At 54.6% G+C, this 14,333-nt stretch carries 13 protein-coding genes; 1 reads left to right on the top strand and 12 read right to left on the bottom strand.

Annotated features, from left to right (window positions below):
- Positions 1–195: 195 nt before the first annotated feature.
- The 9 genes from DWZ54_RS05545 to ilvN form a co-directional block, all read right to left on the bottom strand.
- Complete coding sequence (locus DWZ54_RS05545; RefSeq protein ID WP_118474843.1) at positions 196–1,701, bottom strand: IMP dehydrogenase; 1,506 nt, start codon at positions 1,699–1,701, stop codon at positions 196–198.
- A 112-nt stretch (positions 1,702–1,813) separates the two neighbouring features.
- On the bottom strand, positions 1,814–2,953 hold the full coding sequence (gene nspC, locus DWZ54_RS05540) for a carboxynorspermidine decarboxylase (RefSeq protein ID WP_118474842.1): 1,140 nt from the start codon (positions 2,951–2,953) through the stop codon (positions 1,814–1,816).
- Positions 2,953–4,155: a saccharopine dehydrogenase family protein gene (locus DWZ54_RS05535; RefSeq protein WP_118015684.1), complete on the bottom strand. Its 1,203-nt coding sequence runs from the start codon at positions 4,153–4,155 to the stop codon at positions 2,953–2,955. The genes nspC and DWZ54_RS05535 overlap by 1 nt, the downstream gene beginning before the upstream one ends.
- A 320-nt stretch (positions 4,156–4,475) precedes the next feature.
- Positions 4,476–6,140 (bottom strand): biosynthetic-type acetolactate synthase large subunit, encoded by a 1,665-nt coding sequence (gene ilvB, locus DWZ54_RS05530; protein ID WP_118474841.1) that lies wholly within the window; start codon positions 6,138–6,140, stop codon positions 4,476–4,478.
- 80 nt (positions 6,141–6,220) lie between these two features.
- Positions 6,221–7,288: a 3-isopropylmalate dehydrogenase gene (leuB, locus tag DWZ54_RS05525; protein ID WP_118474840.1), complete on the bottom strand. Its 1,068-nt coding sequence runs from the start codon at positions 7,286–7,288 to the stop codon at positions 6,221–6,223.
- A gap of 92 nt (positions 7,289–7,380) precedes the next feature.
- Positions 7,381–7,872: a 3-isopropylmalate dehydratase small subunit gene (locus DWZ54_RS05520; RefSeq protein ID WP_118015732.1), complete on the bottom strand. Its 492-nt coding sequence runs from the start codon at positions 7,870–7,872 to the stop codon at positions 7,381–7,383.
- 1 nt (position 7,873) lies between these two features.
- Positions 7,874–9,136 (bottom strand): 3-isopropylmalate dehydratase large subunit, encoded by a 1,263-nt coding sequence (gene leuC, locus DWZ54_RS05515; RefSeq protein ID WP_118015733.1) that lies wholly within the window; start codon positions 9,134–9,136, stop codon positions 7,874–7,876.
- A gap of 114 nt (positions 9,137–9,250) precedes the next feature.
- Entirely contained in the window at positions 9,251–10,267 is a 1,017-nt protein-coding gene (gene ilvC / locus DWZ54_RS05510) for a ketol-acid reductoisomerase (protein WP_118474839.1), read from the bottom strand.
- A complete protein-coding gene (ilvN, locus tag DWZ54_RS05505; protein WP_118015735.1) occupies positions 10,248–10,778 on the bottom strand; it encodes an acetolactate synthase small subunit in 531 nt (176 codons plus the stop codon). The genes ilvC and ilvN overlap by 20 nt, the downstream gene beginning before the upstream one ends.
- A 398-nt stretch (positions 10,779–11,176) precedes the next feature.
- Here ilvN and mutY point away from each other — a divergent pair, with 398 nt between their 5' ends.
- Positions 11,177–12,301: an A/G-specific adenine glycosylase gene (mutY, locus tag DWZ54_RS05500; RefSeq protein ID WP_118474838.1), complete on the top strand. Its 1,125-nt coding sequence runs from the start codon at positions 11,177–11,179 to the stop codon at positions 12,299–12,301.
- Here the strand turns inward: mutY and cas2 are convergent.
- The 3 genes from cas2 to cas4 are packed head-to-tail and all read right to left on the bottom strand — an operon-like array spanning position 12,271 to position 14,267.
- A complete protein-coding gene (gene cas2, locus DWZ54_RS05495) occupies positions 12,271–12,561 on the bottom strand; it encodes a CRISPR-associated endonuclease Cas2 (protein ID WP_118474837.1) in 291 nt (96 codons plus the stop codon). The two genes, mutY and cas2, sit on opposite strands and share 31 nt — an antisense overlap.
- A 9-nt stretch (positions 12,562–12,570) precedes the next feature.
- Complete coding sequence (gene cas1c, locus DWZ54_RS05490; protein ID WP_118474836.1) at positions 12,571–13,602, bottom strand: type I-C CRISPR-associated endonuclease Cas1c; 1,032 nt, start codon at positions 13,600–13,602, stop codon at positions 12,571–12,573.
- A complete protein-coding gene (gene cas4, locus DWZ54_RS05485; RefSeq protein WP_118474835.1) occupies positions 13,599–14,267 on the bottom strand; it encodes a CRISPR-associated protein Cas4 in 669 nt (222 codons plus the stop codon). The genes cas1c and cas4 overlap by 4 nt, the downstream gene beginning before the upstream one ends.
- Positions 14,268–14,333: the final 66 nt, after the last annotated feature.

Here is a 14,333-nt window from a genome sequence, read left to right as displayed (position 1 = left end):
TCAATCAGCCCTTCCCAGCAGGAAAGATGCTTCCTGTCACGCAATTCTTCCTCACAAATACTCATATATTTTATTTTAAATAACTTCGCTATGCGAAACCAGAATCCTTCCAGGATAAAAGAAGAGACTGATAAAAACAAAAATACTGCCCAGAAAATCTGAGCAGTATCTTCTCATCATGAATATCTTTTGGGATTACTCGCGTCCAAACTTATCCTTGAGGATGACATCATGCGAGCCGCCCTCGACGATACTCGTCGCGGAAACCAGCGTGATCTTGGCCTTCTCGCGCAGCTCCGGCAGCGTCAGCGCACCGCAGTTGCACATCGTCGAACGAACCTTGGCGAGCGTCGTATGCACGTTGTCCTTGAGCGGACCAGCATACGGCACATAGGAATCAACGCCTTCCTCGAAGGAGAGCTTGCGCGCACCGCCGAGATCGTAGCGCTGCCAGTTGCGGGCACGGTTGGAACCCTCGCCCCAATACTCCTTGTAGTACGTGCCGTTAACCTTGACCTTATCCGTCGGGCTTTCATCGAAGCGGGAGAAATAACGGCCGAGCATCAGGAAATCTGCGCCCATAGCCAGGGCCAGCGTCATGTGGTAATCGTGGACAATGCCGCCATCGGAGCAGACCGGGATGTAAACGCCCGTCTCCTCGTAGTAGCGGTCACGCTCTGCGCAGACATCGATGAGCGCCGTAGCCTGGCCGCGGCCGATGCCCTTCGTCTCACGCGTGATGCAGATGGAGCCGCCGCCGATACCGACCTTAATGAAGTCCGCACCTGCTTCTGCGAGGAAGCGGAAGCCCTCAGCGTCGACGACATTGCCGGCACCGACCTTGACATCCTCACCGAAATTCTCGTGGATGTACTTGAGCGTGATGCGCTGCCATTCCGAGAAGCCCTCGGAAGAGTCGATGCAGAGGACATCGGCGCCGGCCTTCAAGAGGGCCGGTACGCGCTCTGCGTAGTCACGCGTATTGATGCCGGCACCGACGACGTAGCGCTTGTTGGCATCGATGAGCTCCAGAGCATTTTCCTTGTTGTCCGTGTAGTCCTTGCGGAAAACCATGTAGCGCAGGCGCTGGTTGTGGTCGACGAGCGGCAGCATGTTGAGCTTATGCTCCCAGATGAGGTCGTTGGCCTTCGTCAGCGTCGTCGTATCCGCATCGGCGTAAACGAGCTTCTCGAACGGCGTCATGAAGGACTCAGCCGGCGTATCGAGGCTCATGCGCGAGACGCGGTAATCACGGCTCGTGACGATACCGAGCAGCTTGCCCGTCGGCGTGCCGTCTTCCGTGACAGCCATCGTCGAATGGCTCGTCTTCTGCAAAAGGTCCAGAATCTCGCCGAGCGTCGTCGTCGGTTTGATGTTGGAATCGCTGCTGACGAAACCGGACTTGTAATTCTTGACGCGGGCGACCATGGCAGCTTCTTCTTCAATGCTCTGCGAACCATAGATGAAGGATACGCCGCCTTCCTTTGCCAGCGCAATTGCCATCTTGTCGTTGGAGACAGCCTGCATGATAGCAGAAGTCATCGGGATGTTCATGGAGATCTTCGGCTCCTCACCCTTCTTGAACTTCACGAGTGGCGTCTTGAGCGACACATTGTTCGGGATGCATTTGTCCGATGAATAACCCGGAACGAGAAGATACTCCCCAAAAGTGTGTGATGGTTCTTTGAAATAGAATGCCAACGTAACCCCTTCTTTCTTGAATACTGCAAGGCCTTGCCTCAAATATATTGTTGCTAGTTTACTATAAAGGAGAACGACTGTCAATCGTTCCTTGAAAACTCGGTTTACAATGTTACAACCGCATCTTGAAATCGTCGTAGCCGAAGCGGCGCACGACCTCCCACGCCCCGTTCCCATGCACGGCGATGATATCGGGAAGCGGCATGCCATTGAACGTATTGTTCTTGACCATCGTGTAGATGGCCATGTCGCCGAAGACGACGCGGCTGCCGATGGCCAGCGGCTCCCGGAAGGAATACGTGCCAATCGTATCGCCGGCCAGGCAAGTCGGCCCGGCCAGGGTATACGTATGCGCATACTCACCCGGCCCACCGGCGCCCACGACAGGCGGCCGGTACGGCATCTCGATGACGTCGGGCATATGGCAGGCCGCCGACGTATCGAGGATGGCGATGCCATTCTGCGTCTGGATATCGAGCACGGAAGCGACGAGGAAACCGGCATTCAGGGCCACGGCCTCACCGGGCTCCACATAAATGGTCAAGCCGTACTTCTGCTGCATCCTGCGGATGCATTGCTTCAGGAGCGCGATGTCGTAGCCCGGCTTCGTGATGTGATGGCCGCCGCCGAAGTTGAGCCACTTCATCTGCGGCAGATACCTGCCGAACTTCTCCTCCACGGCCTCAAGCGTCACGGCGAGCGCCTCGGCTCCCTGCTCGCAGAGCGTATGGAAGTGCAGGCCGTCGAGCCCCGAAAGCTGCGTTTCATCAAAGTCGCGCAGCCGCACGCCAAGGCGCGAGCCCTCCGCACAGGGATCGTAAATGGCATAATCCTGTGTCGAGCATTCCGGATTGATGCGCAGGCCGCACGAGACGCCCGCCCGCAGTGCCTGCGGGCCAAACTTTCGCCACTGGGCAAAGGAATTGAACACGATGTGATCGCAGATTTTCACGAGCTCCGGAAAATCCTCCTCCTTATAGGCAGGCGAGAACACGTGATTCTCTTTTCCCATTTCCTCATGCCCGAGGCGAGCCTCAAAGAGGCCGCTGGCCGTCGTCCCCGAGAGGTACCGGCCGATCAGCGGATAGAAATGATACATCGAGAAGCATTTCTGCGCGAGCAGGACATGTGCGCCCGTATCCTGCTCAAGCTCGTGCAGGATCTCAAGATTATGGCGCAGCAGCTCCTCCTCCACGACATACGAAGGAGTCGGCACCTCAAACCACTCGCGCTTCATCACCGGGGCCGCCATCAATCGACGAGCTCCGGATCAAAGCTTTCCTTCCAGGGGAGGCCCCACTTATTGAGCGCCTCCATGAAGGGATCCGGATCGAACTCCTCGATGTTCTTAACACCGGGGCCCTTCCAGGTGCCGTTCATGACGAGCATCGCACCGATCATGGCCGGCACACCCGTCGTGTAGGAAACGGCCTGCGAACCGACTTCCCTGTAGCATTCCTGATGGTCACAGACATTGTAGAGGTAATACGTCTTGTCCCTGCCATCCTTCTTGCCGCGGAAGATGCAGCCGATATTCGTCTTGCCCTTCGTGCGCGGGCCGAGGCTAGCGGGATCCGGCAGGACGGCCTTGAGGAACTGCAGCGGGATGATCTTTTTCCCTTCGAACTCGATGGGTTCGATGGAGGTCATGCCGACATCCTCCAGGCATCTGAGATGGTTGAGATAACTCTCGCCGAACGTCATGAAAAAGCGGATGCGCTTGATGCCCGGGATGTTGAGGCCGAGGCTCTCGAGCTCCTCGTGATGCAGAAGGTACATGTCCTTCGGGCCGATCTCCGGGAAATTGTAGACGCGCTTGATCTCCATCGGCTTCGTCTCAACCCAGTGACCGTCCTCCCAGTAGCTGCCGTTGGCCGAAACCTCGCGGATGTTGATCTCCGGATTGAAGTTCGTCGCGAACGGATAGCCGTGATCGCCGGCATTGCAGTCGAGGATATCGATGTAGTTGATTTCATCGAAATGATGCTTGAGCGCATAGGCGGCAAACACGCCCGTAACGCCCGGGTCAAAGCCCGAGCCCAAAAGCGCCGTGATGCCGGCCTGTTCGTAGCGCTCACGGTAAGCCCACTGCCACTTGTACTCGAACTTCGCCGTATCCTCCGGCTCATAGTTGGCCGTATCGACGTAATTCGTCTTCGTCTTCAGGCAGGCATCCATGATGTGAAGGTCCTGATACGGCAGGGCAAGGTTCAACACGACATCGGGCTGGAACGATTCAATGAGAGCCACGAGTGCATCGACGTCATCCGCGTCCACCTGAGCCGTCTGGATTTTCGTCTTCGTCGTACCTTCCAGCTTCTCCTTGAGGGCATCGCATTTCGACTTCGTACGCGAAGCAATCAGGATCTCCTCAAATGCATCCGAATTCTGGCAGCACTTGTGGATGGCCACACTTGCCACACCGCCGCAGCCAATGATTAAAGCTTTTCCCATTCTGTATCTACGCCTCCTGTATACCTGGGGTAAAAATTTTTACACAGTTTATTATATCATTTCCGCGCGGGCCCTAGCAATCAATCCCGCCCGTTTTTCTTCTGCCGCCGATAATTCCGATAGGCATAGCAGGCGCCTCCCACGATGAATAAAATCGCGATGAGTGCCATGAGCTGTTCCAGGAATAACGTCACAAGAATCCCTCCCTTCTCCATGACCCCTGAATCTGGTCCGGACCCTCATTATATCATATCCCATAAAACAAAAGAGAGCCATCCCAGGCAAACAGCAGTTGCTCACCTGGAATGGCCCAGAAAAAATCACTTAAACTCGACGAACTCATCGATGCGGGCGCCGCCCTTAATCATGGGTTCGACGAAACTGCGCCATACGTTGAGAACGATAACGCGCGGATGTTTCGTATCAGCCAGAGCGTCTTTGAGCGCCTCAGCAAATTCATCCTGCGTCGACACGGCCTCTGCATGGATACCGAAGCATTCCGCATACTTGACGTAATCCATCGGATAATCGAGCTCGCAGGCAATGTAGCGTTCCTTGTACATGACCTTCTGGAGCTGGCGGATCATGCCGAGACTCCGGTTGTTGACAATCAGGGAAATGATGGGCAGTTTCAGGCGCGCGATGGTGTAGAACTCATTGCCCGTCATCTTGATGCCGCCGTCGCCAGCCACATGGATGACCCGCCGGTCCCCGCCATAATAGAGCTGTGCGCCCATGGCTGCCGGCAGGCCGAAGCCCATCGTGCCGAGTCCGCCGGAAGTCAGCCAGGTACGCGGCTCCTCGATGCGCAGGTGCAGAGCCGCCCACATCTGATGCTGGCCGACATCCGTCGCAAAAGCATAGGGTTTCCCCTTCGTGCGCATCGCAACCTGATGCATGGCCCAGGGAACGGTCAAACGGCTCTGCTGGTAATCGTACTCGTACGCTTCCTGCCACTTGTGGATCTGCGTCCACCAGTCCGTCAGAGCCGAATTCGGCTCATGCTGCATCAAAAGGCCGAGGATGGTCTTCATGTCACCGGCAAGCCCCAGTGAATTGCCGATATTCTTATCAATCTCAGCGGGGTCGATGTCGATGTGAATGAATTTCGTATTCTGCGTGTACTTGTCGAGATTGCCCGTCTGGCGGTCGCCAAAGCGGCTGCCGATGGCAATGACGAGATCAGCCGCCGCGATTGCATGATTGGCCGCCTTCTCGCCGTGCATGCCGGCAAAGCCCAGCGACTGCGGATGAGAATACGGGATGGCGCCAAGCCCCATCAGCGTATGGGCAACGGGCAGATGATACTTCTCGATAAAGGCAATGACTTCCTTCGTCGCACCGGCCGATATGACGCCGCCGCCGACAATGGCCACGGGCTGTCTGGCCTTGACGATCTCCGCCGCTGCCTCAGCCGCACAGATGCGGAAATCCGCATCCGGCTGACCGTGATGCTCCGGGTCCGGCTGCTGCGGCTCATACGCCACCTCGGCAAAGAACAGATCACGCGGCACATCGACGAGGACCGGCCCCGGGCGGCCATGGCGTGCCAGAGCGAACGCCTTGCGCACAGTCGGCACGAGGAGTTTCGGATCCTTGACCTTGAAATTATGCTTCGTAATAGGCATGGTAACATCGAGAATATCCGTCTCCTGGAATGCATCACGCCCCAGAAGCGTGGTATCGACCTGCCCCGTGATGGCCACGACAGGAATGGAATCCATGAACGCCGTCGCCAGCCCCGTGACGAGATTCGTCGCACCGGGACCAGAAGTCGCGATGCAGACACCGACCTTGCCCGAAGCTCTCGCATAGCCATCGGCAGCATGTGCCGCATTCTGTTCATGGGTGACAAGGATCTCCCGGAACTCGGGATTCTTGTAAAATACATCGTAAAGGGGCAGGATCATGCCGCCCGGATAACCAAAAACCGTATCGACTCCCTGCTCCTTGAGACAGTGAGCCACAGCCTGTGCTCCCTTCATCGGTCGTCCCCCTTCCGCCGCTCTTGCGGCCCTTGACTCTCTTCGCCTATCCTCCTGGGCATCCTGACCTTACCGAGCGGTCAGATGCGCGTGCAGATGACCTTCGTAATCTCTTCCGTATTGGCCTTCTTGAAGCCTTCCTTCCAGAGATCCGGCGTGCGGTAGCCATCGGCCAGTGCCTTGTCCACGGCCGCCTCGATGGCCTTGGCCGCCTCTTCCTCATGCAGCGAATAGCGCAGCAGCATGGCTGCCGAGAGGATCGTTCCCATCGGATTGGCAATGCCCTTGCCGGCAATGTCCGGTGCGCTGCCATGAATCGGCTCATAGAGGCTCGTGCTCGTGCCGATGGAGGCCGACGGCATCATGCCGATGGAGCCGCCGATGACGGCCGCCTCATCCGAAAGAATATCACCAAACAGATTGCCCGTGACAATGACATCGAACTGCGTCGGATGGATGGCCAGCTGCATGGAGCAATTGTCCACATAAAGGTTGTTGAGCTCGACATCCGGATAGTTTCCGGCCATCTTGGCTACCGTGCGGCGCCAGAGGCGCGACGTCGCGAGCACGTTGGCCTTGTCGACCGACGTGACCTTGCCGCGGCGCAGCTTCGCCGTCTCAAATGCGAGCTTCGAGATGCGATCAACTTCGGGAACTGAATAATTCTCAAGATCCCAGGCGCGTTCTGCGCCGTTGTGCTGCTCCGACTCGCATTTGTCACCGAAATAAATGCCGCCGATGAGCTCGCGCACGATGACGAGGTCAACGCCGCGCACGAGTTCCGGCTTCAGCGGGGAATATTCCACAAGAGCATCCGCTACCTTGACCGGGCGCAGATTGGCGTAGAGGCCGAGGTTCTTGCGCAGGCCGAGGATGGCTTTCTCCGGGCGCAGTGCCGGATCGACGTTGTCCCACTTGTCGCCGCCGACCGCACCGAAGAGTACGCCATCCGATGCCTTGCAGGCCTCGATCGTATCCTCTGGCAGCGGCGTGCCGAATTTATCGTAGGCCGTGCCGCCAGCATCTTTATACGTGTACGAAAGCCCCAGGCCGAATTTTTCATCCACTTTCTTGAGGACTTCCACAGCGGAATCCGTGATTTCCTTGCCGATACCATCGCCCGGTATCACCGTGATTTTATATGACATAACTGATTCCCTCTCTACTCTGACAAAACGCCAAACACAGCCCATCCGACATGCCTGCGATCTCCAGGCACGTCAGACAGGCTGATGCATGCTCAGTCCTTCTGACCCTTGATGTAATTGATCAGGCCGCCGGCTTTGGCAATATCCTGCACGAAGCCCGGCAGCGGATGTGCATGGAACACATCGCCCGTCGTCAGGTCTTCGATCGTGCCCGTAGCCGTATCCACACGCAGCTGATCGCCGGCCTTGATCTTCTCGACCTGATCGCCGATCTCGAGCAGCGGCAGACCGATATTGATGCCGTTGCGGTAGAAGATACGCGCAAAGCTTGCAGCGATGACGACTGGGATGCCTGAAGCCTTGATGGCAACCGGCGCATGCTCACGCGAAGAGCCGCAGCCGAAATTGCGGCCGCCGACCATGATGTCACCTTCCTTGACATTGGGTGCAAAGCTTTCATCGATGTCGACCATGCAGTGCTTGGCAAGCTCTTTCGGGTCAAACGTATTGAGGTAACGAGCCGGGATGATGACATCCGTATCGACATTATCGCCGTAGCGCCATACTTTTCCTTCTAATTTCATGTTACTGTACCTCCTCCGGTGTTGCGATGCGTCCTAAGATTGCACTCGCGGCTGCAACATGCGGGCCGGCGAGGTAAACTTCACTATCGACATGGCCCATGCGGCCGCGGAAATTGCGGTTCGTCGTCGAAACGCAGCGCTCACCCGCAGCCATGATGCCCATGTAGCCGCCGAGGCACGGGCCGCAGGTCGGCGTCGAAACGGCACAGCCGGCATCGATGAAGGCATCGATGTAGCCGCGTTTCATGGATTCCTTGTAAACGGCCGGGCTGCCCGGGATGACGATGCAGCGCACGCGGTCCGCAATCTTATGACCCTTGAGGATGGATGCAGCAATCTCCATATCCTCGAGACGGCCGTTCGTGCAGGAACCGATGATGACCTGATCGATCTCGATGGGCTCCTTGATGTCCTCGACGCGTTTCGTGTTGCCCGGCAGATGCGGGAACGCGACAACCGGCTTGAGCTCGGACAGATTGATGTCGACCTCGCGGCAGTACTCGGCATCATCGTCAGCAGCCACCGGCTCATACGGCTTCTTGACGCGGCCATCGACATACGCTTTCGTGATTTCATCAAACGGGAAAATGCCTGCCTTGCCACCGGCTTCAATGGCCATGTTGGAAATCGTCAGGCGGTCCGTCATCGTCAGGGCCTTGACGCCCGGGCCGGCAAACTCCAAGGATTTATAGAGTGCACCGTCCACGCCGATCATGCCGATGAGCGTAAGGATAACATCCTTGCCGTTGATATTCGCCGGTTTCTCACCCGTCAGATTGACCTTGATGGCCTCCGGCACCTTGAACCAGGCCTTGCCCGTCGCCATGGCAGCGCCGAGATCCGTCGAGCCGACGCCCGTCGCAAAACCGTTGACGGCACCGTACGTGCAAGTATGGGAATCCGCGCCGATCGTCAGCATGCCCGGAGCCACAATGCCTTTTTCCGGCAGGATGACGTGCTCGATGCCCACGCGGCCCTGTTCAAAGTAATTGACGATCTTGTGCTTATGAGCAAAATCGCGGACCGTTTTGGCAAGCTCTGCCGACTTGATGTCCTTGGCCGGCTGGAAATGATCCGGCACGAGTGCGATTTTCGTATTGTCAAAGACAGGGCGGCCAATCTCCTCGAATTTCGCAATGGATGGCGGCGCCGTGATATCGTTCGCGAGTACCATATCGAGCTCACACGTGACGAGCTGACCGGCTTTCACGGAATCAAGGCCGGCGTGTTTCGCGAGGATCTTCTCGCTCATAGTCATACCCATAGTATGCCCTCCTAATCTATATGATCCAATGATGTCCAGTGATTGGAAAAAACTTCCCCGACGTAGTATTCGCCGGGGAAGCGTTCATTTCCTGTTCAGTTGCCTGACGGCGAATCAGTCTTTGGAAAGATCTGCGCCATCTTTGAGCCACGGCATCATAGCACGCAGTTCTTTACCGACCTTCTCGATCGGATGCTCAGCATGGAGGCGGCGCTCCATGAGGAAGTTTGCACGGCCAGCCGACTTGTTCTCAAGCAGCCAGTTGCGAGCGAACGTGCCATCCTGGATCTCTTTGAGGACTTTCTTCATCTCTTTCTTCGTGTCTTCCGTGATGATGCGCGGGCCAACCATGTAATCGCCATACTCAGCCGTATCAGAAATGGATTTGCGCATCTTCGTGAAGCCGCCCTCATAGCAGAGGTCAACGATGAGCTTCATCTCATGGAAGCACTCGAAGTATGCCATCTCTGGCGGATAACCTGCCTCAACGAGGACATCGAAGCCCGTCTGCATCAGCTGGCAAACGCCGCCGCAGAGGACAGCCTGCTCACCGAAGAGGTCTTCTTCCGTCTCATCACGGAACGTCGTCTCAAGAGCGCCGGAACGCAGAGCACCGAGGCCCTTTGCATAAGCGAGAGCGAGGTCGAAGCACTTGCCCGTAGCATTCTGGTAAACAGCGAAGACAGCCGGAACACCGGAACCTTCCGTGAACGTACGGCGAACGAGATGGCCCGGGCCTTTCGGAGCAACCATGAAGACATCGACATCAGCCGGCGGGATGATCTGCTGATAATGGATGTTGAAGCCATGTGCGAAGACGAGAGCGCTGCCCGGCTTGAGGTTCGGTCCGATTTCCGTCTTGTAAACATCAGCCTGCTTCTCATCCGGGATCAGGACCGTCGTGATATCAGCCTGCTTGACTGCTTCAGCGACCGTGTAAACCTTCAGGCCGTGCTCTTCTGCGACCTTCTTGGACTTGGAGCCTTCATAGAGGCCGACAATGACGTTTGCACCGCTGTCCTTCAGGTTCAGGGCATGTGCATGACCCTGGCTGCCATAGCCGAGGATTGCGATCGTCTTGCCATTCATGAGTTCCCAATTTGCATCCTGATCATAGTAAGTTTTTGCCATAATACTCTCTCTCCTCACAATGTTCATAGATTGTATGTTCCCCGCGTTCCAGCGCTATGAGGCCGGTGCGTATGACTTCGGCAATCCCGTAAGGCTTTACAAGTCTCAGGAAAGCCGTCACTTTGTCATCGCTGCCCGTAATCTCAAAGACCAATGTGTTGGATTCGACATCCACCACATGAGCCCGGAAGAGTTCCGCCATCTTCAAGACATCGAGACGGCTCTGATCATCCGCCTTAACCTTGATGAGCGTCATCCCGCGGCACACAGCATTTTTCTCATCCAGCCGCTGTACGGCACGCACAACCGGCATCTTCTCGAGCTGCTTGATCATCTGCTCGATCAGATTCTCATCTCCGTGCACCACCATCGTGATGCGGGAAAACTCCGGCGCCTCCGTCACACCAACCGACAAACTGTCGATGTTGAATTCGCGTCTGGAAAACATACTTACAACACGCACCAGCACACCCGTCTGGTTCTCGACAAAGACCGACAAGACATGTTTCATAGATTCATCCCCTTCTAAGAAAGCGTTGCTGTCACATCATCGCATTTCCGATGCAACTCACTTGCCTTTCAATGTGTAACGCTGTAAATATGTATACATTATTACTCTACTGGTCGATTTTGTCAACATGTTTTTGTAAATTTTATTCTGTTTTTTGATTTGAACAAAACCGTTTCATCTTTACATAGTAGACATAATCCCCCAGCATACCATTATTTTCTGTACCATTGTCTTTTCATGCAGGATAAAACAAGATTCCTGTTTACATTTATTTGTATCGGTATTATCGTCTTTTTCACAAAGACACTTCCATGCTACAATGAATAGTATCAATCAGTGATGGAAAAAACTCCACAGACGACTGCATAGAATCATAAGAAAAGGAAACGATACAGACCATGAAAGCAACCATAAAACTCCCGCATCCGGATATCCTCAGCCAGCTGCCACAGCCCCTGCTCACCTGGTACCAGGGACAGTCAGCAGTGCGCGAGCTCCCCTGGCGCGAAGAGCCGACGCCCTATCATACCTGGCTGTCCGAGATCATGCTCCAGCAGACGAGAGCCTCTGCGGTCATTCCCTACTACCAGCGCTTCCTTGCGACCCTCCCGGATATCGCATCTCTCGCCACCTGTGACGACGAAACGCTCATGAAACTCTGGCAGGGCCTCGGCTACTACAGCAGAGCCCGCAATCTCAAGAAGGCCGCCATCGTCCTCACGGATACCTTCCACGGCGAGATGCCAGGGGATTTCAATGATTTACTGGATCTCCCCGGCATCGGCCGCTATACGGCCAGCGCCATCGGCTCCATCGCCTTCGGCCTTCCCCTGCCCGCAGTCGACGGCAACATCCTGCGCGTCGTCATGCGCGTGCTCGGCTGCCGTGAGGATATTGCAAAGCCCGCCGTGAAACGCGCCGTAGAAGATGCCCTCGCTCCCCATTATCCCACGGGAAAAGATGCCGGCGACCTCAATCAGGCCTTCATGGACCTCGGCGCCACCATCTGCCTGCCCCATGGGGCTCCGCACTGCGCCCGCTGCCCGCTCGCTCCGCTCTGCCTCGCACACGACGAAGGCTGTGAGCAGGAACTGCCGGTCAAGCAAAACAAAAAGCAGCGCCGCCAGGAAAACCTGACGGTGCTGCTGCTGCGCACAGAAAAAGCAATTGCCCTGCACAAACGCCCGGCCAAAGGCCTGCTGGCCGGACTCTGGGAACTGCCGCATATAGAAGGACATCTCACGGCAGAAGAAGTCCGGGCACATCTAAGCGCACGCGGCTTCTCCGTACAGGAAATCCACCGCCTGCCAGACGCCCGCCACATCTTCTCCCATGTCGAATGGCAGATGCGCGGCTTTGAGGTCCTGCTCAAAGACCCGGACTCTGGCATCGTAGCCGAAGACAAAATCCCACTCGTCTGGGCCTCCCCGCAGGAACTCGCCGAAACCTACAGCATCCCCGCCGCTTTCCAGTATTTTCTCAGGACACCTGCCTACAACATCAGGATCTCCTCCGGATCATAAGTATGCTTTGCACCATAATGGTCAATCTTCGATTGATATTTTGCGCCCAAATTATAAAAGCGAATGCTGTCTTGTTCCGGATCCATGATTTTTAATAATTGATGCTTCAGCAAAACGAGTTCATCCGGCTGCAACAGGCACTCAAATACAGAATTCTGGACGCGCTGCCCGTACCGCTCACATCGTTTCGCTACCTGATGAAGTCTTCGTTTCCCCGCATTATCCTGCGTACTCACATCGTATGTCACTAAAACCAACATGTCTTCATCTCATTTCCACAAAAATGCCGGATACATATCCAGATCACCACGTAATACCTTGGCCAGCAATTGCGCTTGAACGAAAGGCACCAGCCCCCACGGTATCTTTTCGTCTAAAAACGGGTGACGTATCGCATCTTTTTTCCTGTTCTGCCAATCGGTAAGAAAAACTTTACGTCCTTGTTCATTCAACAATACAGCACCATTTTCTTGATGATCAAACGCATTCACATTGATTTTGCGATTATTGATCAAGGTCAGGACAAACCGGTCAGCATAAATGCTGCGCAACTCTTCCATCAAGTCTAAAGCCAGAGACATTCGTCCTGGGCGATCGCGATGCAGGAAGCCGACATAAGCATCCAATCCTACCGACTCCAAAGCTGACGCACAATCATTCGCTAAGAGGGTATATCCGAAAGAAAGCAATGCATTGACCGGATCTCTGGGAGGACGTTTTATCCGCTGTTCGAAGGAAAAAACCTTTTTATTCTGCAAGATAAGATGATCAAATACCGAAAAATACAAGCTTGCAGCTTCCCCCTCGTAACCACGGAGGTGCTTCAAGTCCTGACATTCCCTGGCCTTCTTGGCCAGCTGCCATAAGGCAGCACTCACTTCCTGCAACGACTGCGTATCCACGCTCAATGGATGATCGCGCTTTGCCCGTTCCAGCACGCTTCGTGCATTAAATATCTTGCCAACAATAAAGTATCTGGCAATTTCACAGCTTCTATCCTCGCTGTCTGAACACCGGTATTGTTCTTTCCTCAGCAAAACATTTCCCTGCGTCACTCCCACCACTCTGGCCAGAAATCTGCCGCTTTGACGGTAAAAGCATAAGCCTATATTCCTTTTGGCGCATTCTCCAAGCAAGGCTGGTGATGCTCCTTTATAACCAAAGTATATGATTTGTTCCAACGTATGAAGCGGAATCCTGCCTTTTACCTGATCATCCAGCAGTACCAAAACATTTTCATTTTCTAAAGCCAAATATGTTTCCGGAGTCATCACATATAATGTGTTGAATAACTTTCTCATAGCAAATCATCCTCGAATACAGCATTATAGTATGAATCAACTGACTTCTTTTTGCAAATTACAGGCAAACAAAGTTCCTTTAATGAACAACTCGAACAACCTTTCCTGGGACGTACTTTAGGGACATAACCAGTTTGAAGATAATGGTGCATTTGATCCAGCATTTCTTTGACTTCCTTACGCAAATTTTCTGTCAATAAAACGCGTTCACGCCGATGTGTTTCATGGTAATACAATGCCCCTTCTTCTATAGGGACACTCAACATTTCACTTAGACACATGGCCTGACAGCAAAGTTGCAGACGATCCGCATCAATCTGCTTCGATTGACCTCGTTTGTATTCAATGGGAAAAGGTTTCCATAATCCGTCGTGTCCGTACAGATGACATCCGTCGTTATCATCCCGATGGAATTCCACAACATCACATTGACCAGTTACCCCCAAAGTCTTGGACGTTATACGCATGCCGCGTGAAATAAGGACATTGCCCCGCTTCTCGATAAAATCTTGATTGTGGCAATTCTCGTGGACGATATTGCCCTCCATTGTCTTGATATTTTCGTTCCATACCTGGTCGATATGAATCAATCCCCATTGTCTTGGACAAAAGGAAAAATGCTGTATTCCCGATATCATCAGGAAATCATCATCATCATATTCCATGATCTTTCCCCCTTTCGTATGCCCCTGTTAGCGCCGGGCGAAAAACGCCACTGAGTGTCGGGCGAA

This window comes from Mitsuokella sp. AF33-22 (genome assembly GCF_003475755.1).
GTDB lineage: Bacteria > Bacillota > Negativicutes > Selenomonadales > Selenomonadaceae > Mitsuokella.
This window is presented reverse-complemented; position numbering and strand designations above follow the sequence as displayed.

What these genes read in the sequence shown, in the direction of transcription:
- nspC (WP_118474842.1), bottom strand. Translation starts at nt 2,953, where the DNA reads ATGGCGGCCCCGGTGATGAAGCGCGAGTGGTTTGAGGTGCCGACTCCT.
- DWZ54_RS05535 (WP_118015684.1), bottom strand. Translation starts at nt 4,155, where the DNA reads ATGGGAAAAGCTTTAATCATTGGCTGCGGCGGTGTGGCAAGTGTGGCC.
- ilvB (WP_118474841.1), bottom strand. Translation starts at nt 6,140, where the DNA reads ATGAAGGGAGCACAGGCTGTGGCTCACTGTCTCAAGGAGCAGGGAGTC.
- leuB (WP_118474840.1), bottom strand. Translation starts at nt 7,288, where the DNA reads ATGTCATATAAAATCACGGTGATACCGGGCGATGGTATCGGCAAGGAA.
- DWZ54_RS05520 (WP_118015732.1), bottom strand. Translation starts at nt 7,872, where the DNA reads ATGAAATTAGAAGGAAAAGTATGGCGCTACGGCGATAATGTCGATACG.
- leuC (WP_118015733.1), bottom strand. Translation starts at nt 9,136, where the DNA reads ATGGGTATGACTATGAGCGAGAAGATCCTCGCGAAACACGCCGGCCTT.
- ilvC (WP_118474839.1), bottom strand. Translation starts at nt 10,267, where the DNA reads ATGGCAAAAACTTACTATGATCAGGATGCAAATTGGGAACTCATGAAT.
- ilvN (WP_118015735.1), bottom strand. Translation starts at nt 10,778, where the DNA reads ATGAAACATGTCTTGTCGGTCTTTGTCGAGAACCAGACGGGTGTGCTG.
- mutY (WP_118474838.1), top strand. Translation starts at nt 11,177, where the DNA reads ATGAAAGCAACCATAAAACTCCCGCATCCGGATATCCTCAGCCAGCTG.
- cas2 (WP_118474837.1), bottom strand. Translation starts at nt 12,561, where the DNA reads ATGTTGGTTTTAGTGACATACGATGTGAGTACGCAGGATAATGCGGGG.
- cas1c (WP_118474836.1), bottom strand. Translation starts at nt 13,602, where the DNA reads ATGAGAAAGTTATTCAACACATTATATGTGATGACTCCGGAAACATAT.
- cas4 (WP_118474835.1), bottom strand. Translation starts at nt 14,267, where the DNA reads ATGGAATATGATGATGATGATTTCCTGATGATATCGGGAATACAGCAT.